Annotated in this window: 23 protein-coding genes; 10 read left to right on the top strand and 13 right to left on the bottom strand. The window is 32.4% G+C overall.

Translation table 11 applies throughout. The features are described 5' to 3' along the window. Positions 1-131 precede the first annotated feature (131 nt). Positions 132-833, top strand: a complete 702-nt coding sequence (locus tag QBK95_RS10350; protein WP_280933330.1) for a zinc metallopeptidase — start codon at positions 132-134, stop codon at positions 831-833. A 12-nt stretch (positions 834-845) separates the two neighbouring features. On the opposite strand, the gene QBK95_RS10345 is transcribed toward QBK95_RS10350, so the two are convergent. Continuing rightward, complete coding sequence (locus QBK95_RS10345; protein WP_280933328.1) at positions 846-1,316, bottom strand: Lrp/AsnC ligand binding domain-containing protein; 471 nt, start codon at positions 1,314-1,316, stop codon at positions 846-848. A gap of 70 nt (positions 1,317-1,386) precedes the next feature. Continuing rightward, positions 1,387-2,757 (bottom strand): saccharopine dehydrogenase family protein, encoded by a 1,371-nt coding sequence (locus QBK95_RS10340; RefSeq protein WP_280933327.1) that lies wholly within the window; start codon positions 2,755-2,757, stop codon positions 1,387-1,389. A gap of 153 nt (positions 2,758-2,910) precedes the next feature. Here QBK95_RS10340 and QBK95_RS10335 point away from each other — a divergent pair, with 153 nt between their 5' ends. Further along, positions 2,911-3,294, top strand: a complete 384-nt coding sequence (locus QBK95_RS10335; protein WP_280933325.1) for a DUF423 domain-containing protein — start codon at positions 2,911-2,913, stop codon at positions 3,292-3,294. Positions 3,295-3,362: 68 nt separating this feature from the next. Next, the gene (pckA, locus tag QBK95_RS10330; RefSeq protein ID WP_280933323.1) at positions 3,363-4,979 is read left to right on the top strand and encodes a phosphoenolpyruvate carboxykinase (ATP); all 1,617 of its coding nucleotides are present in this window, start codon (positions 3,363-3,365) and stop codon (positions 4,977-4,979) included. A 79-nt stretch (positions 4,980-5,058) separates the two neighbouring features. Here the strand turns inward: pckA and QBK95_RS10325 are convergent, their stop codons facing one another. Both QBK95_RS10325 and QBK95_RS10320 read right to left on the bottom strand, forming a co-directional pair. Beyond that, the gene (locus tag QBK95_RS10325; RefSeq protein ID WP_280933322.1) at positions 5,059-5,805 is read right to left on the bottom strand and encodes a uroporphyrinogen-III synthase; all 747 of its coding nucleotides are present in this window, start codon (positions 5,803-5,805) and stop codon (positions 5,059-5,061) included. A 32-nt stretch (positions 5,806-5,837) separates the two neighbouring features. Beyond that, the gene (locus QBK95_RS10320) at positions 5,838-6,491 is read right to left on the bottom strand and encodes a DUF4271 domain-containing protein (RefSeq protein WP_280933320.1); all 654 of its coding nucleotides are present in this window, start codon (positions 6,489-6,491) and stop codon (positions 5,838-5,840) included. Between the two features lie 176 nt (positions 6,492-6,667). Between QBK95_RS10320 and QBK95_RS10315 the strand changes: the two genes are divergently transcribed. Genes QBK95_RS10315 through QBK95_RS10305 form a run of 3 tightly spaced genes read left to right on the top strand, consistent with a single transcriptional unit; the run spans position 6,668 to position 9,293 of the window. Then, complete coding sequence (locus tag QBK95_RS10315) at positions 6,668-7,399, top strand: polyprenol monophosphomannose synthase (RefSeq protein ID WP_280933318.1); 732 nt, start codon at positions 6,668-6,670, stop codon at positions 7,397-7,399. Then, the gene (locus QBK95_RS10310) at positions 7,396-8,742 is read left to right on the top strand and encodes a dihydroorotase (RefSeq protein WP_280933315.1); all 1,347 of its coding nucleotides are present in this window, start codon (positions 7,396-7,398) and stop codon (positions 8,740-8,742) included. The genes QBK95_RS10315 and QBK95_RS10310 overlap by 4 nt, the downstream gene beginning before the upstream one ends. Then, a complete protein-coding gene (locus tag QBK95_RS10305) occupies positions 8,739-9,293 on the top strand; it encodes a DUF4296 domain-containing protein (RefSeq protein WP_280933313.1) in 555 nt (184 codons plus the stop codon). The genes QBK95_RS10310 and QBK95_RS10305 overlap by 4 nt, the downstream gene beginning before the upstream one ends. Here QBK95_RS10305 and QBK95_RS10300 read toward each other — a convergent pair. From QBK95_RS10300 to QBK95_RS10290, 3 genes are read right to left on the bottom strand one after another with little or no spacing between them, the layout of a single operon-like run. After that, a complete protein-coding gene (locus tag QBK95_RS10300; RefSeq protein WP_280933311.1) occupies positions 9,259-10,263 on the bottom strand; it encodes an NAD-dependent epimerase/dehydratase family protein in 1,005 nt (334 codons plus the stop codon). The two genes, QBK95_RS10305 and QBK95_RS10300, sit on opposite strands and share 35 nt — an antisense overlap. A 51-nt stretch (positions 10,264-10,314) precedes the next feature. Continuing rightward, positions 10,315-12,729 carry a CHAT domain-containing protein gene (locus QBK95_RS10295; protein ID WP_280933309.1) on the bottom strand — a complete coding sequence of 805 codons (2,415 nt, stop codon included), beginning with the start codon at positions 12,727-12,729 and terminating at the stop codon, positions 10,315-10,317. Beyond that, complete coding sequence (locus QBK95_RS10290) at positions 12,726-13,718, bottom strand: tetratricopeptide repeat protein (protein ID WP_280933307.1); 993 nt, start codon at positions 13,716-13,718, stop codon at positions 12,726-12,728. The genes QBK95_RS10295 and QBK95_RS10290 overlap by 4 nt, the downstream gene beginning before the upstream one ends. Before the next feature lie 112 nt (positions 13,719-13,830). Between QBK95_RS10290 and QBK95_RS10285 the strand changes: the two genes are divergently transcribed. The 3 genes from QBK95_RS10285 to tyrS all read left to right on the top strand — a co-directional run bounded on the left by QBK95_RS10285 (position 13,831) and on the right by tyrS (position 16,686). Next, positions 13,831-14,412, top strand: coding sequence for an RNA polymerase sigma factor (locus QBK95_RS10285; protein ID WP_280933305.1), 582 nt, complete (start codon positions 13,831-13,833; stop codon positions 14,410-14,412). Positions 14,413-14,416: 4 nt separating this feature from the next. After that, positions 14,417-15,157 carry a tetratricopeptide repeat protein gene (locus QBK95_RS10280; RefSeq protein WP_280933304.1) on the top strand — a complete coding sequence of 247 codons (741 nt, stop codon included), beginning with the start codon at positions 14,417-14,419 and terminating at the stop codon, positions 15,155-15,157. 233 nt (positions 15,158-15,390) lie between these two features. After that, entirely contained in the window at positions 15,391-16,686 is a 1,296-nt protein-coding gene (gene tyrS / locus QBK95_RS10275) for a tyrosine--tRNA ligase (RefSeq protein ID WP_280933302.1), read from the top strand. A 130-nt stretch (positions 16,687-16,816) separates the two neighbouring features. Here tyrS and QBK95_RS10270 read toward each other — a convergent pair whose 3' ends face one another. The 4 genes from QBK95_RS10270 to QBK95_RS10255 all read right to left on the bottom strand — a co-directional run bounded on the left by QBK95_RS10270 (position 16,817) and on the right by QBK95_RS10255 (position 19,513). Beyond that, entirely contained in the window at positions 16,817-17,266 is a 450-nt protein-coding gene (locus QBK95_RS10270; RefSeq protein ID WP_280933300.1) for a YHS domain-containing (seleno)protein, read from the bottom strand. A gap of 267 nt (positions 17,267-17,533) precedes the next feature. After that, positions 17,534-17,983, bottom strand: coding sequence for a YHS domain-containing (seleno)protein (locus QBK95_RS10265; RefSeq protein WP_280933298.1), 450 nt, complete (start codon positions 17,981-17,983; stop codon positions 17,534-17,536). A gap of 96 nt (positions 17,984-18,079) precedes the next feature. Continuing rightward, a complete protein-coding gene (locus QBK95_RS10260; RefSeq protein ID WP_280933295.1) occupies positions 18,080-19,060 on the bottom strand; it encodes a LuxE/PaaK family acyltransferase in 981 nt (326 codons plus the stop codon). A 117-nt stretch (positions 19,061-19,177) separates the two neighbouring features. Next, the gene (locus tag QBK95_RS10255) at positions 19,178-19,513 is read right to left on the bottom strand and encodes a T9SS type A sorting domain-containing protein (RefSeq protein WP_280933292.1); all 336 of its coding nucleotides are present in this window, start codon (positions 19,511-19,513) and stop codon (positions 19,178-19,180) included. Between the two features lie 308 nt (positions 19,514-19,821). Between QBK95_RS10255 and QBK95_RS10250 the strand changes: the two genes are divergently transcribed. Further along, complete coding sequence (locus QBK95_RS10250; RefSeq protein WP_280933289.1) at positions 19,822-21,228, top strand: MATE family efflux transporter; 1,407 nt, start codon at positions 19,822-19,824, stop codon at positions 21,226-21,228. Between the two features lie 124 nt (positions 21,229-21,352). Here QBK95_RS10250 and QBK95_RS10245 read toward each other — a convergent pair whose 3' ends face one another. Both QBK95_RS10245 and QBK95_RS10240 read right to left on the bottom strand, forming a co-directional pair. Then, positions 21,353-23,290 carry a beta-helix domain-containing protein gene (locus QBK95_RS10245; RefSeq protein ID WP_280933286.1) on the bottom strand — a complete coding sequence of 646 codons (1,938 nt, stop codon included), beginning with the start codon at positions 23,288-23,290 and terminating at the stop codon, positions 21,353-21,355. Between the two features lie 18 nt (positions 23,291-23,308). Beyond that, positions 23,309-26,107: a TonB-dependent receptor gene (locus tag QBK95_RS10240; RefSeq protein ID WP_280933283.1), complete on the bottom strand. Its 2,799-nt coding sequence runs from the start codon at positions 26,105-26,107 to the stop codon at positions 23,309-23,311. Between the last annotated feature and the right edge of the window lie 399 nt (positions 26,108-26,506).

The following is a 26,506-nucleotide window of genomic DNA, read 5'->3' as shown; positions in this document are numbered from 1 at the left end:
CTCGACTTATTGGCTAACTCAAGTTTATTTAACTGAAAACCTCGTCTTTATGGCGAGGTTTTTGCTTTTTATTTACTAAATTTATTTTATTGCTTGGGAAGGTAAAGGTATTTTAATTAAAATGATAAATTATGATTTCAGGATATATGGGTTATTACGTGATTGTTGGATTAATAGCTCTTGTAAGTGGTTTAGTAAGTTCTAGGTTAAAGAGTAAATTTAATCATTATTCTAAGCTGCATTTAAGAAATGGAATGAGCGGAGCAGAGATTGCTACAAAAATGTTGCAGGATAATGGGATTCGTGATGTAAAAGTAATTTCGACGCCAGGAATGTTAACAGATCACTACAATCCAAGAAACAAAACGGTTAACCTAAGTGAAGGTGTTTATAATCAAAGAAATGCAGCGGCAGCGGCAGTAGCGGCTCACGAAGTTGGTCACGCAGTGCAGCATGCAACTGCGTATTCGTGGTTGACCATGAGGTCGAAATTAGTTCCAGTGGTGAGTATTGCTTCAAAAATGTCTATGTGGGTAATTATGGGTGGAGTTGCATTGATGGCAAGTATGCAATTTGGACAAACAGTAGCGTTAATAGGTTTGGCATTATATGCTACAAGTACTTTGTTTAGTTTTATCACGTTGCCAGTAGAATATGATGCTAGCAACAGAGCATTAGCTTGGTTAGAAGATGCTAATATGGTAACTAGGGAAGAGCATGCAGGTGCTAAGGATGCTTTAAAATGGGCTGCAAGAACTTATGTGGTAGCGGCTATAGGTTCACTGGCGACTTTATTATATTTTGCATTGCAGATATTGGGTAGAAGAAGATAATTAGAATTACTTCTATATCTTAATCTGTCTGCTAATTTGTTGATCTAAAGATATAAATGTTTCAGTTCTGGAAACTCCTTCAATAGCTTGAATTTCTTTGTTTAAGACGTTCATTAAGTGTTCATTGTCTTTACAAAGTATTTTGATAAAAATTGACCAATTTCCTGTAGTATAATGGCATTCGATCACTTCAGGGATATCCTTTAGTTGTTTAACTGCCTTAGGATTGCTGACTGCTTTATCTAGGTATACTCCAACAAAAGCCATGGTTTTGTACCCAAGAATTTTTGGGTCGATAATAAATTTAGAACCTGCAATTAATCCAGAAGCTTCTAGTTTCCTTAGTCTTTGATGTATGGCAGCACCAGAAATTCCGATTTTTCTGGCGATTTCTAAGATTGGTCTTCGAGCATCTTCCATAAGGTTGCGAAGAATCTCTTTGTCGATTCCATCTATTTTTAAGTTACCATATTGCTTTTTCATGAAGAAATGAATTACAGTTAATAATCAAAAATAGAGGTTGTGATTTAAAATTGAAACTTTTTTCAGGAGATTATCCCTTTACTCCATCAGGATTATATCCTAAGTACTCACGTTCCTTTTCTTTGAAAACAATACCATATTCTTCCAGTTCTTTAAGAATAGGTGTGTATATTTCTTCGTGAATAGGTATCTGCACTCCAGTGGATGTAATTTCTTTGTTAAGTATTCTTAACGCAGCCATAGCAACTGGTAGTCCAACAGTTCTGGCCATCGCAGTGTATTTTTGATTTTTGCCAATACTAACCATGGTTGCATCAATTTGTTTTCGCTCTCCGTCAAGCTCATATCCAAATTTATGATACATTACAATCATATCTTTATCTCCTTGATCTAATGACCATTTGTCCATTAAAATTTTCTGAAGAATTTGTGCAGGTGAAGCATTAGGAATACCTACTTTTTTATCAGTATTGAAGATATCTAGTTCTAATAGCTTATCCCAGATGATGTCATCTTGATCAATTTTTAAGTAATGACGAAGTTTTAATTCTACAGAATCAGTAGGAGAATATGCAAGAAATGAGTTGGTAAAGTCACGATAGGTCATATGTTCAGAATTGGCTAATGTATAATCATCAGCAGTCATACCTAGTTGAACAAAAATGTTCCATGCTTTAGAGAACCCTACTCTTCTAATTGTTCCGCGATATAACGTTAGTATATCGTCTAGTTCATAAATACTCTGATATTTTAAAGAATTTCTGTTGGCATATGCTTCGAAACGACCATATTCTTCTACTTCTAGAAATTCGGTTCTTCTAAATAATTTGTGATAAGGAATATACTTATAGGTTCCTTCTTGTAAAAACTCAGCAGCTCCTCCTTGTCCAGCTACCACAACATTTCTTGGATTCCAGGTGAATTTATAATTCCATAGATTCGTGTCACTTTCTGGAGCAACAAGTCCTCCAGTAAATGATTCAAACAGGATAATTTTACCACCTTGTTTACGTATGCGATCTATGACTTGCATTGCGCTCATATGATCAATTCCTGGATCTACTCCAATTTCATTCATGAAGATAAGCCCTTTTTTTCTGACTTCTTCGTCAAGCTCTTGCATCTCTTTACTTACGTAAGATGCTGTAACCATTGATTTTCCGAAATGCAGGCAGTCTTTAGCGACCTCAATGTGAAATCTTGCAGGTAGCATAGAAACTACGATGTCAGCTTTTTGAATCACTTCTTGTCTAGAAGCTTTATCAAAAACATCTAATTTGATAGCATCGGTATTTGGGTGATCTGCTGCAAGCTTTTGAGCATTTTCAATAGAAATATCTCCAATCGTAATGTGTAGATCTTCAGAAATTGATTTATCCTGAAAATATTTGATTAAAACAGCAGTTGATTTACCTGCACCAATGACCAGTATCTTTCGCATACCTAATGATTATTTTGATAACTTTGTTGCGAATGTAATAAATACATCAAAAAGTAAGTTCTCAATTTTGACGTATTCGTTATAATTTAAAACAAAATATGTCTAAAATTGTTTTTTTACATAAAAACAGAATCAATTTTTGCTAAAAGAAGAATGAATAAAACAATTTTGATTACAGGAGCTATTGCAGCATTATTAGCTGTGCTATTCGGAGCGTTTGGGGCACATGGATTAGAAAAACTTGTAGATGCAGGAAGTATAGATTCTTTCCAGACAGGAGTTCGCTATCAAATGTACCACGCAATTGTTTGTATTATTTTAGGCAACATGACTATAATAGAAGATGTTTCTAAAAAACGTATTTTTTATTTTTTCTTGAGTGGAATGACCCTTTTTTCTGGGTCTATTTACCTTTTGGTGATTGATGATGTCTTAGGGATTTCTCTGTTAAGTATTGGTTTTATTACGCCTTTGGGAGGTTTTTTGTTAATTTTAGGGTGGATTTTCTTTATAATATCGTTGGTGAAGATTAAGTGATTTTTTTGACGGTTAGTGTAATTTTTATTTATAATTTTGCCGTACATAACATACACAACATATTTTTTATGGAATCACTGTATCCAATTACGAAAACGATTTCGTTAAAGCATTACGGTATTGAAAATGCTACAATACGCTATCAGTTATCTCCTGATGAACTTCAGGATGAGGTAGTGAAAAAAGGACAAGGGGAAATTACAAAGTCAGGCACCCTTGCCGTAAATACAGGCGAGTTTACAGGACGTTCTCCTATGGATCGCTTTATTGTAAAAGATCAAATCACCTCTGATAAAGTGTGGTGGGGAGATATTAATATTCCTTTTGAACCAGATGCATTTGATGCATTATACAACAAAGTGATAGCATATCTTTCAGGAAAAGAAATATTCGTGCGTGATAGTTATGCATGTGCAGATCCTGACTATAAATTGAACATAAGGGTGATTAATGAATATCCTTGGTCTAATATGTTTGCTTATAATATGTTTTTAAGACCAACGGATGAAGAGTTGAAAGATTTCGATCCAGAGTGGACTGTAATTAATGCTCCTGGTTTTATGGCAGATGCTTCTGTAGATGGTACTCGTCAACATAATTTTGCAATATTAAACTTCACGAAGAAAATCGCACTAATTGGTGGAACTGGTTATACAGGAGAAATTAAAAAAGGTATTTTCTCAGCATTGAATTTTATTTTACCAGTTTATAAGGATACTCTTCCGATGCATTGTTCTGCTAATGTTGGTTCAGAAGGAGATACAGCTATCTTTTTTGGACTTTCAGGAACTGGAAAAACTACCTTGTCTACGGATCCTAACCGTAAATTGATTGGAGATGATGAACACGGATGGACTAAGGAAAATAGTATTTTTAATTTTGAAGGAGGATGCTATGCTAAAGTAATTGACCTTTCGCAAGAAAAAGAACCTGAGATATACGGAGCTATTAAGAAAGGAGCGATCCTGGAAAATGTAATTATTGGTAAGGATGGAAATGTAGATTTTGCAGATACTTCGATTACTCAAAATACGAGAGTTAGTTATCCGATTCATCATATTGAAAATATTAAAGAACCTTCGATAGGTAAAAATCCGAAGAATATATTCTTTTTGACAGCAGATGCTTTTGGTGTAATGCCTCCAATTTCTAAGTTAACTCCTAGTCAAGCGGCATATCATTTTATATCTGGATATACTGCAAAGGTTGCAGGAACTGAAGCTGGTGTAGTTGAGCCTACTCCATCTTTTTCTGCTTGTTTTGGCGCTCCATTTATGCCATTACATCCTGCAAAATATGCAGAGATGTTGATTAAGAAGATGAAAGATACTGGTGTAAATGTATGGTTGGTTAATACTGGATGGACTGGTGGACCATATGGCGTAGGAACCAGAATTAAATTAAAGTATACTCGTGCAATGATTCAAGCAGTATTGAATGGAGATCTAGGATTGTATTCGTATGATGATTATCATATCCATTCTGTATTTGGAGTTGCGCAACCAAGAGAATGTCCAGGTGTTCCAACTAGTGTGTTAAGTCCTAGAACTACTTGGGGTAATGATGAGGAATATTATAAAACTGCATTTAAGTTAACAAATGCATTTAGAGAGAATTTCAAAAAATTTGAATCATATGCAAATGAGGAAATCCGTCGTGGAGGACCACAACGCTATGCTTTTTAATATAGAGAAATACTAAAATGAAAAAGCCTGAAATATTAATTTCAGGCTTTTTTTGTGCTAGTTTTTAAAAGAAACTAGATTATTTTTTATTTGCTTCTTTAATGTATTTCTGAAGTGCCATTGTCATCGAAGGAGTTTCTGGAGTAGGCGCTTGTATGTTTACAACAAGATCGTGGTCTTGTGCAGCCTTTACAGTAGAATTTCCGAAAACAGCAATTCGAGTGTCATTCTGTTTGAAATCAGGAAAGTTCTCAAATAATGATTTTATTCCAGAAGGGCTAAAAAATACTAGAATATCGTAAAATACATCTCTTAAATTAGAAAGATCACTTACTACAGTTCTGTAAAAAATGGCCTGTTTCCATTCAACCTTTAGAGTATCTAGAGTATTAGGAATTTCAGGCTTTAATTTGTCTGAAGAAGGAAGTAAAAACTTTTCGTTTTTATATTTCTTAATTAAAGGAGTTAATTCCTGAAAAGTACGTTTTCCAACATAAATTTTTCTTTTTCTATATACCACGTACTTCTGCAAATAATAAGCTACGGCTTCACTCTGACAGAAGTATTTAAGAGTATCGGGTACTTTAAAACGCATTTCTTCTGCGATTCTGAAAAAATGATCCACAGAATTTCGGCTTGTAAGAATAATAGCAGTGTATTGAGATAAATCTACTTTTTGCTGCCTCACCTCTTTAGCATCTACGCCCTCTACGTGAATAAACGGTATAAAGTCAATTTTTACCTTTTCTTTCTCCTCAAGTTCGAAATAAGGTGAATTTTCTACTTTAGGCTCTGGCTGTGAGACCAAAATCGTTTTCACTTTCATATATAGTCTTTTTTGTAAACGTCTTTCCTATATTATATAATAAGCTTGTACAGCATAAAATAGGGTGCGATTTCAAGTGCGCAAAGATACAAAATAAAATAAAACGAATGGTTTAAAATAATGTTTTCGTTTTTCTTATAAATAGAAAAAAGCACTATTAAGTTTAGAATTAGTAGAGAGACTACTAATATGATTAAAACAATTTTTGAAGGTTTCGCAGTATAAATGAACAAAAGATTAAGAGGTAATAAAAATACGCCTAAAAAATTGCGATATGATATTTTATAAAAAAGATAATCCTCAATTAAAGTTTCTATAGAAAAAATGGTAGAGATAATTTTTTCTACTAATATTTTACATATCAATACAACTAAGTATAAGGTTGCTATCTTAAAATAAAGTGTGATGTTTATGGTATCTGTTTGCCATTCAAGTACATCCAGACATAGATATAAGAATAAAGACACTGAAAGAATCTGAACCAACATTAGAAGTCCATTAAAAGGAGTAGATAACTTATTCCCTTTTTGATGAAGAACAATGTATTTATTAGTGTTAAAGAGCATTACAAAATCAGAAAACTGGATAGAGTTAACAAGTTTAGCTATTGCTAAAAGCGAAAAACACACAATGATTACAATGGTAATCCAGTCAGTACTTATAATTTCTCTAGTGATAATTTCCATACATAATAAAAGGATAAAATTAAGTTATACTTATTAGATAATAAAATTAAGTCCATTAAATAAGAATGCAACACCGTTTTAAATACATAGTTATTTAAGCAAACGATTATAATTAGAGTAAAAAACTAAAAAATATCTAGTAATTATTTAGTTATATTTGCCTGAAAATAGCCCAAATGGTAGATGCAGTTGTAATTATACCTACCTATAATGAGATTGAAAATGTAGAGCGTATTATAAAAAATGTGCTCTCGCTTCAACGTGATTTTAACATTCTTATAGTTGATGATAATTCTCCTGATGGAACAGCAACGAAGATTAAGGAATTACAATCAGAGTATTCTGACCGTCTTTTTTTAGTAGAACGTAAAAGTAAAATGGGCTTAGGAACGGCTTATATTACAGGATTTAAATGGGCATTAGAACACTCTTATGAGTATATTTTTGAGATGGATGCAGATTTCTCTCATAATCCCAATGATTTAATAAGATTGTATAATGCGTGTGCAAAAGGTACGTCTCAGGTAGCTATTGGATCAAGGTATGTTACAGGAGTAAATGTAGTGAATTGGCCAATGAGTAGAGTGCTCTTATCTTGGTTGGCGTCTAAATATGTTAGATTTATTACAGGCATGGATATTCATGATACAACTGCTGGTTTTATCTGTTATAAAAGAGAGGTGTTAGAAAAAATTAACCTAGATAAAATCAAATTTGTAGGATACGCTTTTCAGATTGAAATGAAATTTAAAGCGTATTTATCAAAATTTAAAATAAAAGAGATACCAGTAGTTTTTACTGATAGAACACGTGGAACCTCTAAAATGAGTAAAGGAATAATTTCTGAAGCTGTGTTTGGGGTACTAAAAATGAAATTTAAAAGTTTATTTAACCGTTACGAAATATGATCAAGAATAGTGTATTAATTAAGAATACCAATATTGTTAATGAAGGGAAGATTATTAATGGCGATGTATATATAGAGGACGGTTTTTTTAAAGAAATCGCACCTCAGATTAGTGCTAAATCTCCAGATGTACAGGTTTTTGATGCAGAAGGGAGATATCTTTTACCAGGAGTTATTGACGATCAAGTACATTTTAGAGAACCTGGTCTGACCCATAAAGCAACTATAGAAACAGAATCAAGAGCTGCAATTGCGGGTGGAATTACGTCTTTTATTGAGATGCCTAATACAAACCCTCAAACAACTACAATAGAAAAATTAGAAGAGAAATTCGAGATCGCTGCAAAAACCAGTTATGCGAACTATTCTTTTATGTTTGGAGGAACTAATGATAATCTCGAAGAGATATTAAAAGTAGATCCTAAAAAAGTAGCTGCACTTAAATTATTTTTAGGTTCTTCTACAGGAAATATGTTAGTAGATAATCCAGAGATTTTGGAGAAAATTTTTGCATCTACAGACTTATTAATAGCTGTACACTGTGAAGATGAAGATACCATTAAAAATAATACCGCAAAATATAAAGAACAGTACGGAGATGATATACCTATAGAATTACATCCGGTGATCAGAAGTGAAGATGCTTGTTATATATCATCATCCAATGCAGTAGCTCTTGCCAAAAAAACGGGTGCTAGATTGCACGTTTTTCATCTATCTACTGCAAAGGAACTAGCGTTGTTTACAAATAAGATTCCGCTAAAAGACAAGAAAATCACGGCAGAAGTTTGCATACACCATCTTTGGTTTTCTGATGAGGATTACAAAGAAAAAGGAACGTTGATAAAATGGAATCCAGCTGTAAAAACGGCAAAAGACAGGGATGCTTTGTTTGATGCTCTTCTTAAAGATAAATTAGATGTGATTGCTACAGATCATGCGCCACATACTAAGGAAGAGAAAGATAATGCCTATACCAAAGCACCTTCAGGAGGACCATTAGTACAGCACGCATTACCAGCAATGCTAGAGTTTTATCATAGAGATAAGATTTCGCTAGAAAAGATTGTAGAAAAAATGTGTCATAATCCTGCTATTTTATTTCAGATTGAAAAACGAGGATATATTAAGGAAGGATATTGTGCAGATGCAGTTTTAGTAGATCTAAATGCTCCTTGGACTGTGAATACTGATAATATTGCGTATAAATGTGGTTGGTCTCCGTTTGAGGGTACTACATTTAAATCCAGAATTACTCATACGTTTGTAAATGGAAGTCTGGTTTACAAGAATTTCAAATTCTATGATGTTAAAAATGCACAACGATTAACTTTTGACAGATGATAAAAAAAATAACGTATTGTTTTTTTCTTTTAGCTCTTATGATGTATTCCTGTCAAAGCCTAGAAGAACAGCCTAAACCAAAACAGTTGATCGAGGAAGGCAAAATGATAGAAATTCTAACAGATATTGCATTTGTAAAGGCAGCAAAAGGATCATATAAAAAGGTTTTTGATATTGAAAAACTTAATCCCGAAACCTATATTTTGGAAAAACACGGTATAGATAGCTTGGTTTTTGCAGATAATAATCGTTGGTATACAAGTCAATTAGAAAAATATAAAGAGATTTTTGACAGTGTAAAAAATAACCTAGAAGGATCAAAAATAAGGTTTGAAAAATTAAAAAAAGAGGAAGATTCTATTAGAAAAATAGAAGATTCTATAAAGAAAACGAAAGGAATTAAAGAAGGGATAAAGCGTGGAATCCCTTCTAAAGTATATGATAAAGAATCTATTGAGCAAGAATCTATTGAGGAAGAAATAGAAACCGCAATTAAAAAAAGGAGTAAGTCTAAAACTATTTTAGATAAAAAGAAGCAGTCTCCTGAATAGCTTTTTCAATAGGTTTAAAACTATACGTTAATTCTTTTTTTATTTTTTCATTTTCATAAAATGAATTTGAGAAAGCACTTTTAATAGATGATTTAAATATAGATCGTTTGGTTCTAAAAATAGAATGGCTAAAGAGTTGAATATAATAAGCGATCTTCATCAAAAAAGGAGAGATTTTCTTCTTAGGAGCTGATTTACCTAATGATGTTGCAATAAGAGTAAATGCACTTTTGAAACTCAAATTTTCTCCAACTAGGATATATCGTTCATTATTGATATTACTACCCATAAGATGATACATAATTTTAATAACATCTTTAATAGCTACGTATCCAGTAGTACCTGTGGTATAATATTTCATTCCATTATGGATTTTCTTGAATAGATACCCACTACCTGAATTGAAAAAACCAGGTCCAATAATAATACCAGGATTCACAATAACTGCATTAAGCCCTTCTTGTGTACCTCGCCAAACTTCCATTTCTGCTCCGTATTTGGTAATAGCATATACAGAATCAGAAACCTCGGGATTCCATTCAGCTGTTTCATCGATTGGCTTTTGTGAAGTATGCTCACTTAAAGTTGCTATAGAACTTACATAACATAATTTTTGAACATCATGAATAAGGCACAGGTTTACGATATTAGCAGTTCCTTTAATATTAATTTTGCGAAGTTTCCTATAGTGAGATGGATTGAAAGATATCATTGCTGCACAATGATATACGTGAGTTACACCTTCAAAAGCTTCTGTAAGTGATGGAATATTATTAAGGTCACCTTGTGCCCAGTGTATAGATTCAAAATGATCTCGCTCTTCGGGAGCGCAGCATTGCAAAAAAACATTTTTGGCATGTTCTCTTTTAGCTTCGGTTCTATATAACGCACGTATCTGATGTTTTTCTTGTGCTAGCAGAATCAATAAATGGGTTCCTACTAAACCTGTAGCTCCAGTAACTAATATCATGATTTTTGTTCTATGATACTAATGTAAACAATTAGAGATAAATATTGTATGCTACTTATTCAAAAGAAGTTTCCTTTTGAGAATAGAACTCTTTTTATTGCGCCAAAATATACCAATAAAAACTAAAACAAACACCATTAATCCAATTACCCAATATAAGGTGTAATCATTGCTAAATTGAATTGTACTGGCATCACCAACTAAATAAAAACCTCCCCAATAAAATGGATGGGTTCGGTTAATATTTGCAGTGTTAAGATATTCTAACTTAGCTTGCTGTAATGCTTTTGCTTTATTCATACCAGATTTTAAGTTCGTATAGAAGTACTTCATTAATTCTGGTGTAGTTTGATCAGATACCTCCCAACTACTCAATAATAAACTTTTAGTCCCAGCATATTGAAAAGCAGTTCCTAAACTCATAATCCCTTCTCCTTTAGCAATTTTCCCAGTACCAGTATTACAAGCACTTAGAACTGTTAGTTCGGCAGGAATATCTAAAGCAAATAATTCGTGACTATATAGTAAGTTATCTTCCAAAGTGTCTTTACTTTTGGTAAAAAACAACTTAGAGTTTTCAGGATGTTCGTTATCTACTTCTCCGTGTAATGCTAGATGTAATATATTATATTGACTAGCGTTTTTTTTAAAATTAGTTTCTATTGCTTCTGATCCATAAAAATATTGTCCATTAATAATATCTGCGATAGCTTTGATTTCTTTACGTGTTCCTGGTAGGTCATCGCCAGTATCTCTTAGTATTGCCATGCTCATAGTTTTACTTGTTACTATATTGGTGCTATCAGAAAAAGAAAATGCTAAACATTCTTTTAGTTTCTTTGATCTTAGGTTATTTTTAAATGGTGTAAATAACAGGTTGGCAGAATTGGCGTAGCTGATAGTATAGTTCTTTAATAAATAAGATAATTTTTTCGGATTATTAGAGTCATTGTTTTGAGTAAGTAATAAATCAAAATTAAGATGCCATAATGGACCATCAGGAATAATAATCAAACGATCACCTACTATTAAATCTTGAATAGGAGCGATTAAATTTTTATATAGTCGATGTGCTTTGCTTTTATAGACAGCAATGTTTTTGTCACTAATAGATCTTCTTAATTCTTGAATGCTTTCAATCAATTTTGGTGTTTTCAGCTCTTTTACAGTAATCTTGTTTTTAGAGATGGTAAAAGCATAAGTAATACTATCTGAGGTAAAGAATTCTAATATAGTGGTTTGATAGTCTATTTTCTTTTGAATATTTCCTACAGATATGATGTTGTTTTGATGTTTAAGTTGATAGTAGTTGGGGTATCGACTTTCAATAATTTTGGAAATAGAGTCAAGACTTTTATCGATATCGAACAATTTACTTTCGTAGTTTTTTATATTCAATGAATCAAAACGTTCTTTTGAGTATGCTTTAGTGATTTCTGATTTGTAATACGATTTTTTTATTCTTAGTTGTTGTCTTAGGAGTCTTATACCATTAGAAAGTATTGAATTTGTTTTCATATCTGTTTCTAGTAAAGACTCTTTTAATATATTGAATTTTGATTTTTCACTATAATATAGAGCTTTATTTAAATAACTTTTGTCCTTAGTCTGGTTATATAAAGATAATTGATTACCTATTGCTTGATTTAGTATTTTTTTCCCTAGCTCGGCTGCAGTTATTTTATCTTGATGGTTTTTAAAAGAACTTCTAATAACATTTAGAATATTGTCTGCTTGTTTGTAAATAGAGTCACTTTTTTTTAGATACTCGATATTTTTTTTATTTTCAAATAATTTATCGAAAGCATATCCTTTACCTTTTAAACTTCTTATAAAAAGATTTAAATTATGGTAATTGTTTTTGTCAAAATTATTATTGTTTGACGACTCTTGTTTAGCATTGGTTTTTATAGCCTTATTAAAACTCAATATTGCGTTATCATATTTTTTTTCCTCCAAAAAAATGGCGCCAATCGAATTATATGTACTAGATAAGTTTTGATGATTTGTATATTTCGTTTTAAGGATTTCTAAAGATTTTCTTGCATAATGATGTGCTTTGTCAAAGTCCTTTTTGTCAAAAAAAACTTTAGACATGTTGTGTAATGTTTCCGAAATGTCTAAAAGATCTTCCCCATAATTTTTTTTTGAAACGGATAGTTCTTTTTCAAAAAAATAAATTGCTTTTTCATGGTCACCTAAACTTGAATAAACGCCAGCAAATGCACCATACAATTTAGAAGGTGGTATGGCGTTTTTTTTGTATATTTCAAAAGCTTTTTTGATGTGAAATAAAGCTTTTTCATAATCCTTGCTGGATTCATAGGTTATTCCAATATTAAGATGTGTAGAGCCCATTAATATATGGTCATTTCCAAGTAGTTTTGAGCAAATAACTAAGGACTTTTTGTAAAAATTTATAGCTTTTTTATATTGACCAACGTAAGTATAACCATTTCCTGTCAATGCATAACAGATAATAAACCTCTAGAATATTTTTGTTTTTCAAAGATTATTTGTGCTTTGTTAAGGGTCTTTTTTGCTTCTTCAAACAACTTTAAATCTAAATATACTATTCCTAAATTGTTATATATTTCAGCGGTTTTTATATGATCTTCGCCAAGGTTTTTTTTTCTTATTTTTATAGCTTTTCGATAGAAAACAATTGCTTCAGTATAATTACCTAATTCTCTATGGATTAAACCAAGTGTAATAAGAGGTTGGGAAATTTGAATATATGAATCTCCAAAAATTTTGGCTTTTAGATCGATACCCTTTTGATAAAAAGGAATGGCTTTATAGTATTTTTGAGTTTTTCGATAAATACTTCCAATGTTTAAGTATGAGTTTGCAATATTTAAATCTCCATTCGGAGCATTTATTTTTCTTATTCTCAGAGCTTCTAAATGACTTTTTAATGCTTTCTCAAACTTTTTCTTTTTATTGTAATAGATTCCAAGATTGGTGTGTGATTTTGCAATATGTATATGGTTTTCTGGTAAAACTTTAAGTTGAATTTTTAATGCTTTGTTATAATATCTAAAAGCCTTTTCCAGATCCTGCATGCTTTCATAGTAATTCCCCATGTTATCATATGCATAAGCTTCTTGATCGGTTTCTTTGCCAAACTCTTTTAAGCAAATTTTTAAAGCTTTGTTGGCATTGGTATAAGAGCTCTTAAAATCTTTCTTACGCCATAAGTTTTCAGAAATTCCATTATAACAATTAGCTATTTTTCTCCAATCTTTTGATTTTTCATAAATCGATAATGCTTTTGTGAAATAAACCAAGGAGCTATCAAGGTTTCTATTAATTAAAAAAGAATCTGCTTTCTTATAATACTGATAAGCCTTTATAGTATCGTTGACAGTCTGTGCATTGATAAAATTAAATGAGAGTATTAACGTGTAAAAGCATAAAACCTTTATATTAAAAATATATTCCAATCGTTTCATAGGTAAATAGTATATTTATAAATAGCATAGCAAGTAAAAATGTTACTTTTACAAAGTAAAATAAAATTTAATATAAAAAAGGTAACAGTTTGCTGTTAGATGACATTAATATATGAGTAACCCCGAAGAACGTAAAATTATAGAAGGTATTCTAGCAGGTGATGAAACTATTATTAAAGCTTTCTATAAAAGGAATTATAACTATGTTAAAAGTTATGTCCTTAAGAATTCAGGGGATAATGTGGATGCAGAAGATGTGTTTCAGGATGCCTTGGTATTGGTGTATCAAAAATTAAAATCGGATTCTTTAGAACTTCGTGTTTCGGTTAGTGCATATTTTTATGGAGTTTGCAAGAATATCTGGAGGAATCGATTAAGAAAAAAAAGAAAGCTAATTATTAGTGATGAAGTAATAGAAACTAATGACGAAATCGATGGATCGATTATTGAAGATATAGAGAATAAAGAAAGAGAAATGTTATATCGTAAATATTTTGTGACATTAAGTGATAAGTGCAAAGAATTGTTAAACTTGGTTTTTGCTGGTAATAGTATGAGAGAGATTGCTAATATTACTGGATATTCAGAAGGGTATGCTCGAAAAAAGAAATTTGAATGTAAAAAATCTTTGATAGAGATGATAGAAACGGATCCCGTATATAGTGAATTGAAAACAACTTTTGAAAAAGAATAATATAATGGAAAGGACTCAACAATTATTTGAAAAAATAGAGGAGTATCTTGCTATGGTATTATCTGAAGAAGATATGGTTGCTTTTGAAAAAGAAATGGCAGCGGATCCAGAACTACGAGATGAAGTTGAAAAACAACGCGAATTACATCACATATTAAGTGATAAAGATACACTTGATTTTAAAGAAAAAATACAAAAGATCGCAGCAGAGATTAAACAGGAAGAATCCAAAGCGAATACTACATCTTTCTTTTCGTATTGGAAAATAGCAGCTTCTATTATTATAATCTTAGGAGTAGGCGGTTTATTGTGGAATAATTTAGATACCAAAACCACTTTTTCTGACTTGTACGCCTCTCATTATGTTCCTTATCCTGCAGAAGATGTAACTCGAGGAGAAACTGAAAATAAATTAGATACTATTCTTAAGGAGTATACTAATGGAAATTATGAGAAAGTAATTCGTGAATTACAAAAAATCACAACCCTTTCTAAGGTAGAACAACTAAGATTATATTTAGGGAATAGCTATCTAAATACCAACAAGGAGCAGGAAGCTATATTACAGTTCGAACGGATAAGTGATACTAGTAAATATTATGAAGATGCTTCCTGGTATCGCGCACTAACTTATCTAAAGTTGGGAGATTCTAAAACATCAAAAGAAATTTTAGAATCTATTATACAATATAATGGCATTTATAAAGAGAATGCAATGAAACTAATTGAAAAAATAATGGAATAATATTAGTCAACACCATTGTGCATTTTGAAACTAATATTGTCAAAAAGTAGAAGTGCATAAAGAGTTAATTATTCCATTGCTTCAGATATAAAAAAGAGATACGCTATATTTTTGTTTACATTCCGTATTCGATATCCAACACAGACATTATTTACAATGTGATTTCTTAATTATTCATAGTGCTATATTAACCATATTTTTATCTTTGCCGCATCTAATTGAATTATACTAAAATGGCCGTAAATTTTATTGAAGAGTTACGTTGGAGAGGAATGCTACACGATGCTATGCCTGGAACTGAGGAATATTTGATGGAACAAATGAGAGCTGCATATGTAGGGTTTGACCCAACAGCAGATTCATTACATATCGGTAATCTGGTGCCTATAATGTTATTAGCCCATTATCAGAGAGCTGGTCATAAACCTTTTGCTTTGGTTGGTGGAGCTACAGGTATGATTGGAGATCCCTCTGGAAAATCAGCAGAACGTAATCTATTAGACGAAAAAACATTACGTCATAATCAAGAAGCTATAAAATCTCAATTAGCGCAGTTTTTGGATTTTGAAAGTAATGCAGATAATGCAGCTGTATTGGTTAATAATTATGATTGGATGAAAGAATTTTCATTCCTTGATTTTATTAGAGATGTAGGTAAACATATTACTGTAAACTATATGATGGCAAAGGATTCTGTAAAAAATAGAATTTCTTCAGAATCTTCTGATGGGATGTCTTTTACCGAATTTACTTACCAATTGGTGCAAGGGTATGACTTTTTGCATTTGTATAGAGCACATGATTGCACACTACAGATGGGAGGAAGTGATCAATGGGGTAATATAACTACAGGAACTGAATTGATTAGACGTATTGGTGGTGGAAAAGGGTATGCCTTAACCTGTCCATTGATTACAAAATCTGATGGATCAAAATTTGGTAAATCAGAAGGAGGAAATGTATGGTTGGATGCCAAGCGTACTTCTCCATATAAATTTTATCAGTATTGGTTGAATACTAGTGATGAAGATGCAGAGAAATATATTAAGATTTTTACTTTTCTTACCAAAGAAGAGATAGATAATCTAGTAGCCTCACACGCTGAAGCACCGCATCAAAGGATTCTTCAGAAAAAACTAGCTGACGAAATTACCGTAATGGTGCATACTCAAGAAGATTTGGATAATGCGATTAAGGCGTCAAATATATTATTTGGAAAATCTACTTCTGAAGATTTGAAAGGGTTAGATGAAGCCACTTTTTTAGATGTTTTTGATGGAGTTCCTCAAGCTGAAATTTCTAAAAATGTAATTGATGAAGGATTAGATATCATTGGTGCATTAGCTGGGGACACTGGATTCTTGAAATCTAATGGTGAGGCAAGAAGAGCATTGAAAGAAAATTCTATTTCAGTAAATAAAGAAAAGGTACAGGAAGGATATGCTATAACCCCTGATGATTTAATTAATAATAAATTTGTTTTGTTACAAAGAGGTAAGAAAAATTACTTTGTTATTAGGGCGGTTTAAGGGTAAGAATTTTTGAAAAAAAACATAAAAAAACAAAGCCTGCCGGAATTTCTTCTTAGCAGGCTTTGTCAACTAACCAATCAATTATTGAAAAAAACTTAGCGTTCTATATTGTTATCGATATACTCGATTATTTCTTTGTTTTTATTTTTTGCCAATTTATATCAGCTTTACTTTTTAATTCTTCGGCTCCTTCTTCATTCCATTTTGTCAATGTATTTATTCCCCAGGAATTGTAAAACAAATACAATTTACCGTCTCTTATTTCATAAGTTTCTGGATCAATATCAACCTTTTCTGATTTAGCGCCAATTGCATAAGCGCAATAGCCACCGTACTGAGGTACAAATTTTGCTGGATTACTTTTAAATTCTTCCAGATTTGCTTGACTAGCAAATTTATACATCACATTATCGTGAGTTAGCGTAAATTTACTTTCTCCTTTTACAGTTTTATTGTTGAAATACTCTGTAACATCATACCCTTCAGCGACATATCCTTTTTTAAGGTTATAATCTATTTGCTGAGCATTGATGCTAAAGGTCAATCCAAAAAACAATAAGACAAAGAACTTTTTCATTGTACGTGTGGTTATTTTTTTGTTACATCTATTCAGTCGTAAAAAAAATGGAACATTACAACTTTAACATAATTATAGGTTTTGCAATTGGTAATTAGGTGTTATTGATTGTTTTAATAACCTAAAATCGTTTATACACACAAATACGTTACAAAAAAGCAATAGTTGCATAAAAAGAAAAAATCTGCAAGAATTTCTTCTTAGCAGATTTTATCAATCAATTATTGAAAAAAACTTAGCATTCTATATTAATGTCGATATACTCGATTATTTCTTTGTTTTAATTTTCTCCCAATTTGCATCTGCTTTTGGTTTTAGCTTCTCAGCTCCCTCAGCTTTCCATTTTTTATGAGTATTGGTTCCCCAAGAGTTATAAAATAGGTACAATCTACCGTCGTTGATTTCAAAGGTTTCAGGATCAATATCTACTTTATCTGCTTTGGTTGCCAGTGCATAGGAACAGTATCCTCCATATTTTGGAACATATTTTCCTGGATTACTTTTGAATTTTTCCAAATTCGCCTGAGTAGCAAATTTGTATTTTACATTATCATGAGAAGTAACATAGTTACTCTTTCCTTCTACCGCTTTATTATTAAAATACTCTGTAACATCGTATCCTTCTGCTACGTAGCCATCATCAGTATTATAATCTATTTGTTGAGCACTTAGGGTTACTGCAAATGTGAAAAACAGTATGTTGATTAATTTTTTCATTGTTGTTGTTTTTTTATTGTGGGAATTAGATCGGAAAATAGAAGGTGACCTTACATTCTGTATTAACAAAACAAAAATGATTCGAAGAAAAAAAGACTATAATGCCATTAGATTACATCCTCTAATATCACTATGATCAAAGCGACCGAGAATTTCGAAACTCCCGTTGTCATAGGTTTTTCCGAGGTCTTGTGTGGCAATAAAAGAGCAAGAATTTATATTTGCTAAATCTATAATATTAATACCACCTGTTTTTCCTGAATTTAATGGAGTTAACGCATCTTCAGGATCACGAGTTGAGATTTTCATCCAAGGAGGACAATAAAAAATACCTTCACCGTTGGAGTATGCTTGTGATAGTAATTCAGTCATTCCATATTCACTATGAATTTTGGAAACACCAAAACCAGCAGCTAGAATATCATGTAATTCAGAACGAATCATTTCTTTTCTTCTGCCTTTCATTCCACCTGTTTCCATGACTATTGCATCAGGATTAAGTTGGATATTGTAGTTTTCTACTAAGTCTAATAATGCAAAAGAAACCCCGATAAGTAATATTTTTTCACCTTGTTTGGTCAATTTTGTTAATGTAGAAATCAATTTTTCGGTTTCATCAAGATAAAAGCCACTTTCTGGGCGTTCACTTTCTTTGATTAGTGTATCTGCCATATAAACTAATGAAGAACCATCGCGTTCTAAATAAGATGGCAACAATGCTAGTACAGAATAGTCTTTTATGTTGCCATAAAAATGATTAAAACCATTTCTAAAGCTTGTCTCATATACTTTTAAATTTGTTACGTGATGCTTACTAGTAATGCTGCCAGTTGTACCACTGCTGGTAAAAATTTGTTGAATATTGGCCTGAGAACTAATTATTTTTTCTTGTTTGAAAAATTCAATCGGTAGATAGGGAATATCATTACTATTTTTTATTGAGGTTTTAATAATTCCCAGAAGATTACAAAAACGTTGATACGTAAGGCAGTTTAAGTATTGATGTTTAAACACTCTTAATGCTGCTTTTTCAAAATCTTGATCGTTTTGAATTGAAAAAATGGTTTCAGTGAGCATAGAGGTTTGATAAATGGACTTTGTTGCAACAAATGTATAAAAAAACACCCTTGAAAAAGAGTGTTTATAGTATTATGGCTGTTATTTTAAACAGTATACTCTAAATTAAGGATACTATTATTTTCTGATTAATTTTTTCATGAAAGCTTCGTCTCCAATTTTAATTCTTAGTACATAAACTCCAGGAGGTAGCGAGGAAATATCCAATTCTGTAGAAGTAATTACTTTAAAGAGTACGGTTTTACCCAGTACATTAAATACTCTACATGTCTTTGATTTTCCAGATTTGGATGTAATATTAAGTTTGTCTCCAGAAACAGGGTTAGGAAATACCTGAACCTCTTCTTGAAGATCTTGTTTAGGTTCGTTTATAGAGGATTGAGCCTGTACTCCTGTAGAAAAGGAGAGGACAAAAACACCAATAAGTATGAGTAGTAAGTAGATTTTTTTCATAAAAACTTTATTTTGGGACTATAAAAGTACAATATTTAATTAATAATTGAGTTACGCATCCTCCTTTTTAAATGTTAAATCTCTAAAAAAAACGAATTTAATTTAAAAACTATGGGTTTGCCATAGTATAAATATGTTTAATCATTTGTTTTGTATTTTCGCAAAAATAATGGATATTTGTTTTATGAAGTTATAAAGAATTTATGATCGTCTTTCTGGAAATATCGGTTTCGGTATCAAATAGCTAAAGAAATCTCTTTAGCCGTTTCCTTTTATTTCTTTTTTTCAAAACATAATTCTTTATAGCAATGACACAAAATAAACTTACCCTTTCTAAACTATTCTCTTATTTTAAAATTGCCGTTACAGGCAAAGAACAAGAATTTACTTCTGGCAGTATTCGCAAAGCAGTATTTATGCTAGCAATTCCAATGATTCTGGAAATGATGATGGAATCTATTTTTGCGTTAGTAGATGCTTATTGGGTTTCCAATCTTGGAGCGAATGCAATAGCTACAGTAGGATTAACAGAATCCGTAATTACATTAATTTATGCTGTAGCCATTGGACTTAGTATGGGAGTTACCGCTATTGTTGCAAGAAGAGTTGGAGAAAAAGACATCCGTGGAGCATCTCAGGCGGCAGTGCAATCAATATTTTTAGGAATTTCTGTAGCTCTTATTATTAGTGTTATAGGGATACTTTTTCCTAAAGAAATTTTAGCATTAATGGGAGCAGAGCCAGATTTGATAGCAGAAGGATATGGATATACTCAGATTTTATTAGGAGGAAACATAACAATTATGTTGTTGTTTTTAATTAATGCTGTTTTTCGAGGAGCAGGTGATGCTTCTGTAGCTATGAAAGTGCTGATTTTTTCAAATCTTTTAAATATTATCCTTGATCCTATTTTTATTTTTGGATTTGGACCTATTCCCGAATTTGGCGTAAAAGGAGCCGCTATTGCTACAACTATCGGAAGAGGAAGTGCTGTAATATTACAACTTCTGATCCTTTTCTTTGGATGGAGCAAAATTAAAGTGGCTTTTAAAGATATTGCTATTCATACTAAGGTGATGATAAACCTAATTAAGGTTTCTCTTGGAGGGATAGGTCAATTTATAATAGGGACTTCGAGTTGGGTTTTCTTAATGAGAATTATGGCAGAGTTTGGTAGTGAAGTATTAGCAGGATATACTATTGCAATTAGAGTGTTGATGTTTACACTTATGCCTTCTTGGGGTATGAGTAATGCGGCAGCGACCCTTGTTGGTCAAAACCTGGGAGCCGGAAAACCAGATCGTGCCGAACAATCTGTATGGAAAACAGGAAAGTATAATGCATACTTTATGCTTTTTGTATCGATACTTTATTTACTATTAGCAGAGGTAATTATTAAGATTTTTAGTACTGAGCCAGAAGTGGTTAAATATGGAGCATTAAGTCTTCGTGTAATTGCAGCTGGATATGTATTCTATGCATATGGAATGGTGATTATACAATCATTTAATGGTGCAGGTGATACAAAAACACCAACGATTATTAATTTCTTTTGTTTTTGGTTGTTTCAACTTCCGTTTGCTTATCTGGCGGCTATTGTGTTCGATTGGGGAGCAATGGGTGTATTTATTGCGATTACCCTTGCAGAGGCATTAATTGCAATAGTTGGAATCGTATGGTTTAGAAAAGGTAAATGGAAAGAGGTGAAAGTGTAATACCAATGATTAATTATTCATAAAAGGATTATAGAGTTTAGTTACAGCGTAGCTTTATAAATAAAAACACCCTCGATAGAGGGTGTTTTTATTTATAATACAATTAATTTGTAGTAATCAGAGATTATAAACCTGCATTTCTCCAAGACCATCCAGAGATATCAAGTGCAGTAGCATTGAATACATCATCAGTAACAGCAGTTAATGGAGTGCTATCAACAATTACATTAGCTACAGAACCGTCATCTTTCATATCTACGTTAGTAGTATAGTCAGTTAATAATACGTTAGTCATTGTAGCACCAGATTCTTTTTTGAACTGTAATGCAGTACCTCCTTGAGTAGAGATAGCAGTAAAATTAACAATAGTTGGATTTCCATTAATTCCATCGGCTTCAACAGCAGTAGAGAATCCAGCTGCGGTATGAGATACGTATGTGTTAGTAAGCGTACCATTCCATCCTTCAGTCCAGTCAATAGCATCATCTTGAGTGTTTTCAACATACACGTTTGTAGCGTTTACTGTACCACCGAAGAACTCAACACCATCATCTGCACCATCATATACTGCGATATTCTCAATAGTTGTACCAGAACCAACTGCATATAAAGAAAGCCCGTTGTACTGAGATTCAGAGTTGATTTGCGCTCCAGTTCCTCTTAAAACTAGGTAAGTAACCGATCCAGAATTGTCATTGTCAGTGTTCCCTCCGTAGATAAATCCACCGATCTCTGCAACAGCATCAATACCTTCAGTAGTAGTAGCATTTCCACAGATTACTAATCCACCCCAATCGCTTGGGTTTCCGTCAGCAGAAGCGATTACAACTGGCTCAGCAGCAGTACCGTTTACTTCGATTTCACCACCTTTTAATACAGCAATGTAAACACCAGTTCCACCAGCTCTTGCAGTAATTTTTGTTCCTGCAGGGATCACTAATTTCCCGCCATCTTGAACAATGTAAGAAGAATTTAATGTATAACTTACTGAAGCATCAAGTGTTACTGTTCCAGAAATAGTTCCTTGTAATAAAGTAGCATTACCAGTTTGGTTAGAGTTCACCCAGTCAAACATGGTAACATCTACAGTTGCAGGTACTGTATAATTTAAAAGAGGATCAGAATCAGCACCTTCAATTTGTACGTTAGAAAGAGCTCCATCGTCTTTAAAATCTAGAGAAGTATCATAACCAGTTAAAGAAAGACCCGTGATCGTTGCACCAGATTCTTTTTTGAACTGTAACGCAGTACCACCAGTATTAGATACAGCAGTAAAGTTAACAAGTTTGGGGTTACCATTTACTCCATCAGCTTCGACAGCGGTAGAGAAACCACTAATAGTATGAAGAACATAAGCGTTGGTTAATGTACCATTCCACCCTTCTGTCCAGTCTACAGAATCATCTTCGTTGTTTTCAAAATAGAAATTACTGGCAGAAACTGTACCACCAAAGAATTCGACTCCATCATCCGTACCATTAAGCATTGCTACGTTAGAAATAGATGTGGCAGAACCTACAGCATATAACGTAAGACCATTAAACTGAGATTCAGAATTGATCTGTGCACCAGCGTAATTAATGATTAAGTAATTGATGCTACCAGAATTATCGGTATCATTAGTTCCACCATAAACGATACCGCCAACTTCTGCGATGGCGTCGATTCCTTCTGTAGTAGTTGCTTCGCCAGCAATTACCAATCCACCCCAGTCACCAGAAGTAGTAGCAGAAGAGGTCATAATAACTGGTAAACTTGCAGTACCATTGATTTCAATCTGAGCACCTTGCTCTACAGCAATATATGTAGATGTGCCAGGAGTAGCAGTAATTACAGTTCCTGCTGGGATCGTTAATTTGTTTCCACTTTTTACAGTGTATGTACCTGTAAGTTTATAACCTACAGTGGCGTCAAGAGTTAAATCTTCTTCAAGATTTCCTACAAGAGTGTCATTAGTTGTTGGGGTTATTGGTCCTCCATCATCATCGCTACCACAACTGGTAACTAAAACTAAACTGAATACAACAATAAATGTTGTGAATTTTCTAATTTGATTAATCATTGCTTTGAAATTTAAAGTTTAAAAATTATAACTGAAGTTTAGACTTATTTGTCTGCCATTTGTGTAAGAACGAACTGTTTCTTCTGTTTGAATACCTGTCGTACTTGGTTTTACCAATTGAGTTCTTTGAATATCTGGGTTGATTAAATTCTTGCCAGATAATCCAATTTTCATATGATCATTTAATTTTTTACTTAATATAAGATCTAGTGTTACGAACCCTTTTTCGATAATAGCATCATTATAGAATTGATCACCAGCACTCTGTATTTCAGGTGCTCCTAAAGCAAATACTCTATCAGATGCATAGTTTGCAGAAACAGTAGCTTCAAAAGGGAACTCTTGTTTAGTGTTAAAGTTTAAAGAAGCGTTTACAATCCAGTCTGATGCTCCTTGAAGACCTACTTCAGTTAAATTATTATATCTAAAGGTTCTTATAAGGTTTCCTTGATCATCTCTTATTTCTTTTAAATCCTGTGTATGCCACATTCTAGAAACATTAAAGTTTAAACGTAAATCAGGTAATGAGTCACCTGTTTTAAGAAGATTTATTCTTCCTTCAACTTCTAAACCGTAAATGTTAGCTTCGTCTCCTGAATTAAAATAAGAGAATACACCTGCAGAACCTCTATCTTGTACCTTATTGATTGGATCTTCAATATTTTTGTGAAACCCAGTAAGTGAGAATAATTGATCTGGCGTAGGAAAGTATTCGAATTTTAGGTCATAATTAAAATCTAAAGATGCTTCTAAGTTTGGATTACCTCGTGTTACTTGACCAGTAGGTGATACATATTCAAAAGGAGCAATTTCTTTAAACTCTGGTAGCGTGGTTGTAATACTGTTAGCAATACGTACGCTAAACTTTTCGTTTACTGCGTACTTAAGATTTAATGAAGGGTATAAACGATTGTATTCTTTGTCAGCACTTCCTAGTCTTCCTGGAAAGTTATTTACATCAAAATCAACATCAATATTGTCTTTTTGATATCTAACTCCTGCTTCTGCAGATAATTTTCCAATTCGCCCCGTGAAATTTACATATCCAGCTAAAGATTGTAAAGAACCTTCATAAGAATCTTCTTCAAGAATATTGATGTCTAACAGAGGATTTAAACCGTTATTTACTATAATCGCTTCGGACAATGCATCTATAGATATAGGATTTACTGCATTCGTAAAGTCTTCTTCTAGTCCAAAGAATTGGGAACTAAAATCTCTGGTTTTATTTCTGTAATTAACTCCAGCTGAAATATTAAATGTTTTATTTTCGGTATCTACGATTTTATATAGATCGTTGATTTTTCCATTAAATTCGTTATCTGTAATCTCCTGTGTAGATTTACGTTGTTGAAAACCACCAGTACGTCCAAATTGAACAAAGCTGTCTTCAGTAAAATTCACTTCGTTTCGGATACGATTTGGCTCATCAGCAATCACATTATTATACCCTATAGACCAATCTAGTTTGTTTTTTTCGGAGAAATCATGAGTACCATGTAATTGAGCAATATTTAATTGTGTTTTCTTTATATTTTGATCTCTGATAAATTGGAAAAACACATTTCCATCAGGGGCAATTTCCATTTGATCTGTTTCCTCAAAAATGGTTGCTGTTCCTGCTCTACCTCCTTCGAAAACCTGCTCTGTAATTTTATTAATATGAAGAATTGTAAATTTAACCTTGTTATCTTCATTAATTTTATACTCTGTATTCACCAATGCAGAGGTTGTGATTTTTTTATTCCATTGAATAGCATCTGGAATTGTATCATCAATAAAATTAGATCGGAATTGTCTGAATATACCATCTCTATACTCAAAAGACGTAGATTGACCAGCTGTAGCTAAGAATTTAATTTTTTCCCCAAACCTTTTTCCAAAAGTTATAGCGACATTCCTATTTATAGGTGTGCTTACTGTTTCTGGAGACCAACTTTGATTGGTTAATGCAGCTTCTGAAGCACCTTCTCCATTATAATATCCTAAGGTAACATCATCATTGTTAGGCGATACTTTAAAATTATCAAAGACATCATTTTTAATAACATTTGTGTTTACTCCAGCACTGACATTTGCAGAGATTGTTCTTTTGGCAGTAGGATCTTTTGTTACAATATCAATATTACCAGATGCTGCATCCGAAGATAGATTAGAAGAAAACGTTTTGCTAATAGCTACGTTTTGTATCAATCTGGTAGAAAACAAATCTAATCCAATGTTTTTACGTTCTATATCATCAGATGGAACTGGTAAACCGTTTAGGGTAGTTGTTAAGTATCTGTCTCCTAAACCTCGTACATAAACATCTCCTGATCCTTCGGTTTTAGAAACTCCAGATATTTTGGTAGTAGCTCCAGCGGCATTAGATACTCCTAGTTTAGTAAGTTGTTCTGCTCCAATACTTTCTTTAACAACGACAGCTTTTCTTTGTTCTAGTAATAATGCTTGTTCTCTTTCTTTACTCGTTTGGACTTTAATAAAGACTTCTCCCAATTCTGCGGCAGTAGCACCTAATCCTGTATCAATTACTGTGACCTTATCAGATTCCACGATTACATTAGGAATACGTAGGGTTTCGTATCCCGTAAAACTGAATTCTAATGTATAGGTTCCGATCGGAATATTCGTCATTTCGTATTTTCCGTCAAAATCTGTTGAAGTTCCTGTACTGGTCCCTACAATGACAATGTTAGCAAAAGGTAGTGGTTGATTGTTTACTTCTTTATCTAGAAGTGTTCCAGCGATTGAGCCAGTTTCTTGTGCAAAATTTAATCCGAGATAAAACAGTGCAATTGCTGTAAAAAGTTTTTTCATTTCGTATTCGTAAAATTCTGATACAAATAAATACGGTTTTACAGTAAGAAATCTTATCCTATTATTATGCTTACTTTAAGGGATTGTGATGAAAGGAGTAGTAGATTTTTGTTATCAATAAGTACGATAAAAGGAGGTTTTTATCATTTGTTTTTGATGATAAAATAAATGTATTCAATGGTTTGAGGTTTATTTCGAGTTAAGAAAATAATCTCAAACTTAATCTGTAAATGAGAAATGCAGTTTTTGTTAAATATCACGAAAACATTAACCGTAAGTTAAATCAATAAAAGTTCAAAAATATCACTTAACATTAAAGTAAAATTGGAAGTGTATCACAATTGATTTTTTTTGAAACTTACTAAGTTTTTTAAGAATATGATCTTTTTACAATGATTA

Source organism: Aquimarina mycalae (genome assembly GCF_029906345.1).
Taxonomy (GTDB): Bacteria; Bacteroidota; Bacteroidia; order Flavobacteriales; family Flavobacteriaceae; genus Aquimarina.
This window is presented reverse-complemented; position numbering and strand designations above follow the sequence as displayed.

Coding starts and splice junctions, on each gene's coding strand:
- QBK95_RS10350 (WP_280933330.1), top strand. CDS start 132: ATGATTTCAGGATATATGGGTTATTACGTGATTGTTGGATTAATAGCT.
- QBK95_RS10345 (WP_280933328.1), bottom strand. CDS start 1,316: ATGAAAAAGCAATATGGTAACTTAAAAATAGATGGAATCGACAAAGAG.
- QBK95_RS10340 (WP_280933327.1), bottom strand. CDS start 2,757: ATGCGAAAGATACTGGTCATTGGTGCAGGTAAATCAACTGCTGTTTTA.
- QBK95_RS10335 (WP_280933325.1), top strand. CDS start 2,911: ATGAATAAAACAATTTTGATTACAGGAGCTATTGCAGCATTATTAGCT.
- pckA (WP_280933323.1), top strand. CDS start 3,363: ATGGAATCACTGTATCCAATTACGAAAACGATTTCGTTAAAGCATTAC.
- QBK95_RS10325 (WP_280933322.1), bottom strand. CDS start 5,805: ATGAAAGTGAAAACGATTTTGGTCTCACAGCCAGAGCCTAAAGTAGAA.
- QBK95_RS10320 (WP_280933320.1), bottom strand. CDS start 6,491: ATGGAAATTATCACTAGAGAAATTATAAGTACTGACTGGATTACCATT.
- QBK95_RS10315 (WP_280933318.1), top strand. CDS start 6,668: ATGGTAGATGCAGTTGTAATTATACCTACCTATAATGAGATTGAAAAT.
- QBK95_RS10310 (WP_280933315.1), top strand. CDS start 7,396: ATGATCAAGAATAGTGTATTAATTAAGAATACCAATATTGTTAATGAA.
- QBK95_RS10305 (WP_280933313.1), top strand. CDS start 8,739: ATGATAAAAAAAATAACGTATTGTTTTTTTCTTTTAGCTCTTATGATG.
- QBK95_RS10300 (WP_280933311.1), bottom strand. CDS start 10,263: ATGATATTAGTTACTGGAGCTACAGGTTTAGTAGGAACCCATTTATTG.
- QBK95_RS10290 (WP_280933307.1), bottom strand. CDS start 13,718: ATGAAACGATTGGAATATATTTTTAATATAAAGGTTTTATGCTTTTAC.
- QBK95_RS10285 (WP_280933305.1), top strand. CDS start 13,831: ATGAGTAACCCCGAAGAACGTAAAATTATAGAAGGTATTCTAGCAGGT.
- QBK95_RS10280 (WP_280933304.1), top strand. CDS start 14,417: ATGGAAAGGACTCAACAATTATTTGAAAAAATAGAGGAGTATCTTGCT.
- tyrS (WP_280933302.1), top strand. CDS start 15,391: ATGGCCGTAAATTTTATTGAAGAGTTACGTTGGAGAGGAATGCTACAC.
- QBK95_RS10270 (WP_280933300.1), bottom strand. CDS start 17,266: ATGAAAAAGTTCTTTGTCTTATTGTTTTTTGGATTGACCTTTAGCATC.
- QBK95_RS10265 (WP_280933298.1), bottom strand. CDS start 17,983: ATGAAAAAATTAATCAACATACTGTTTTTCACATTTGCAGTAACCCTA.
- QBK95_RS10260 (WP_280933295.1), bottom strand. CDS start 19,060: ATGCTCACTGAAACCATTTTTTCAATTCAAAACGATCAAGATTTTGAA.
- QBK95_RS10255 (WP_280933292.1), bottom strand. CDS start 19,513: ATGAAAAAAATCTACTTACTACTCATACTTATTGGTGTTTTTGTCCTC.
- QBK95_RS10250 (WP_280933289.1), top strand. CDS start 19,822: ATGACACAAAATAAACTTACCCTTTCTAAACTATTCTCTTATTTTAAA.
- QBK95_RS10245 (WP_280933286.1), bottom strand. CDS start 23,290: ATGATTAATCAAATTAGAAAATTCACAACATTTATTGTTGTATTCAGT.
- QBK95_RS10240 (WP_280933283.1), bottom strand. CDS start 26,107: ATGAAAAAACTTTTTACAGCAATTGCACTGTTTTATCTCGGATTAAAT.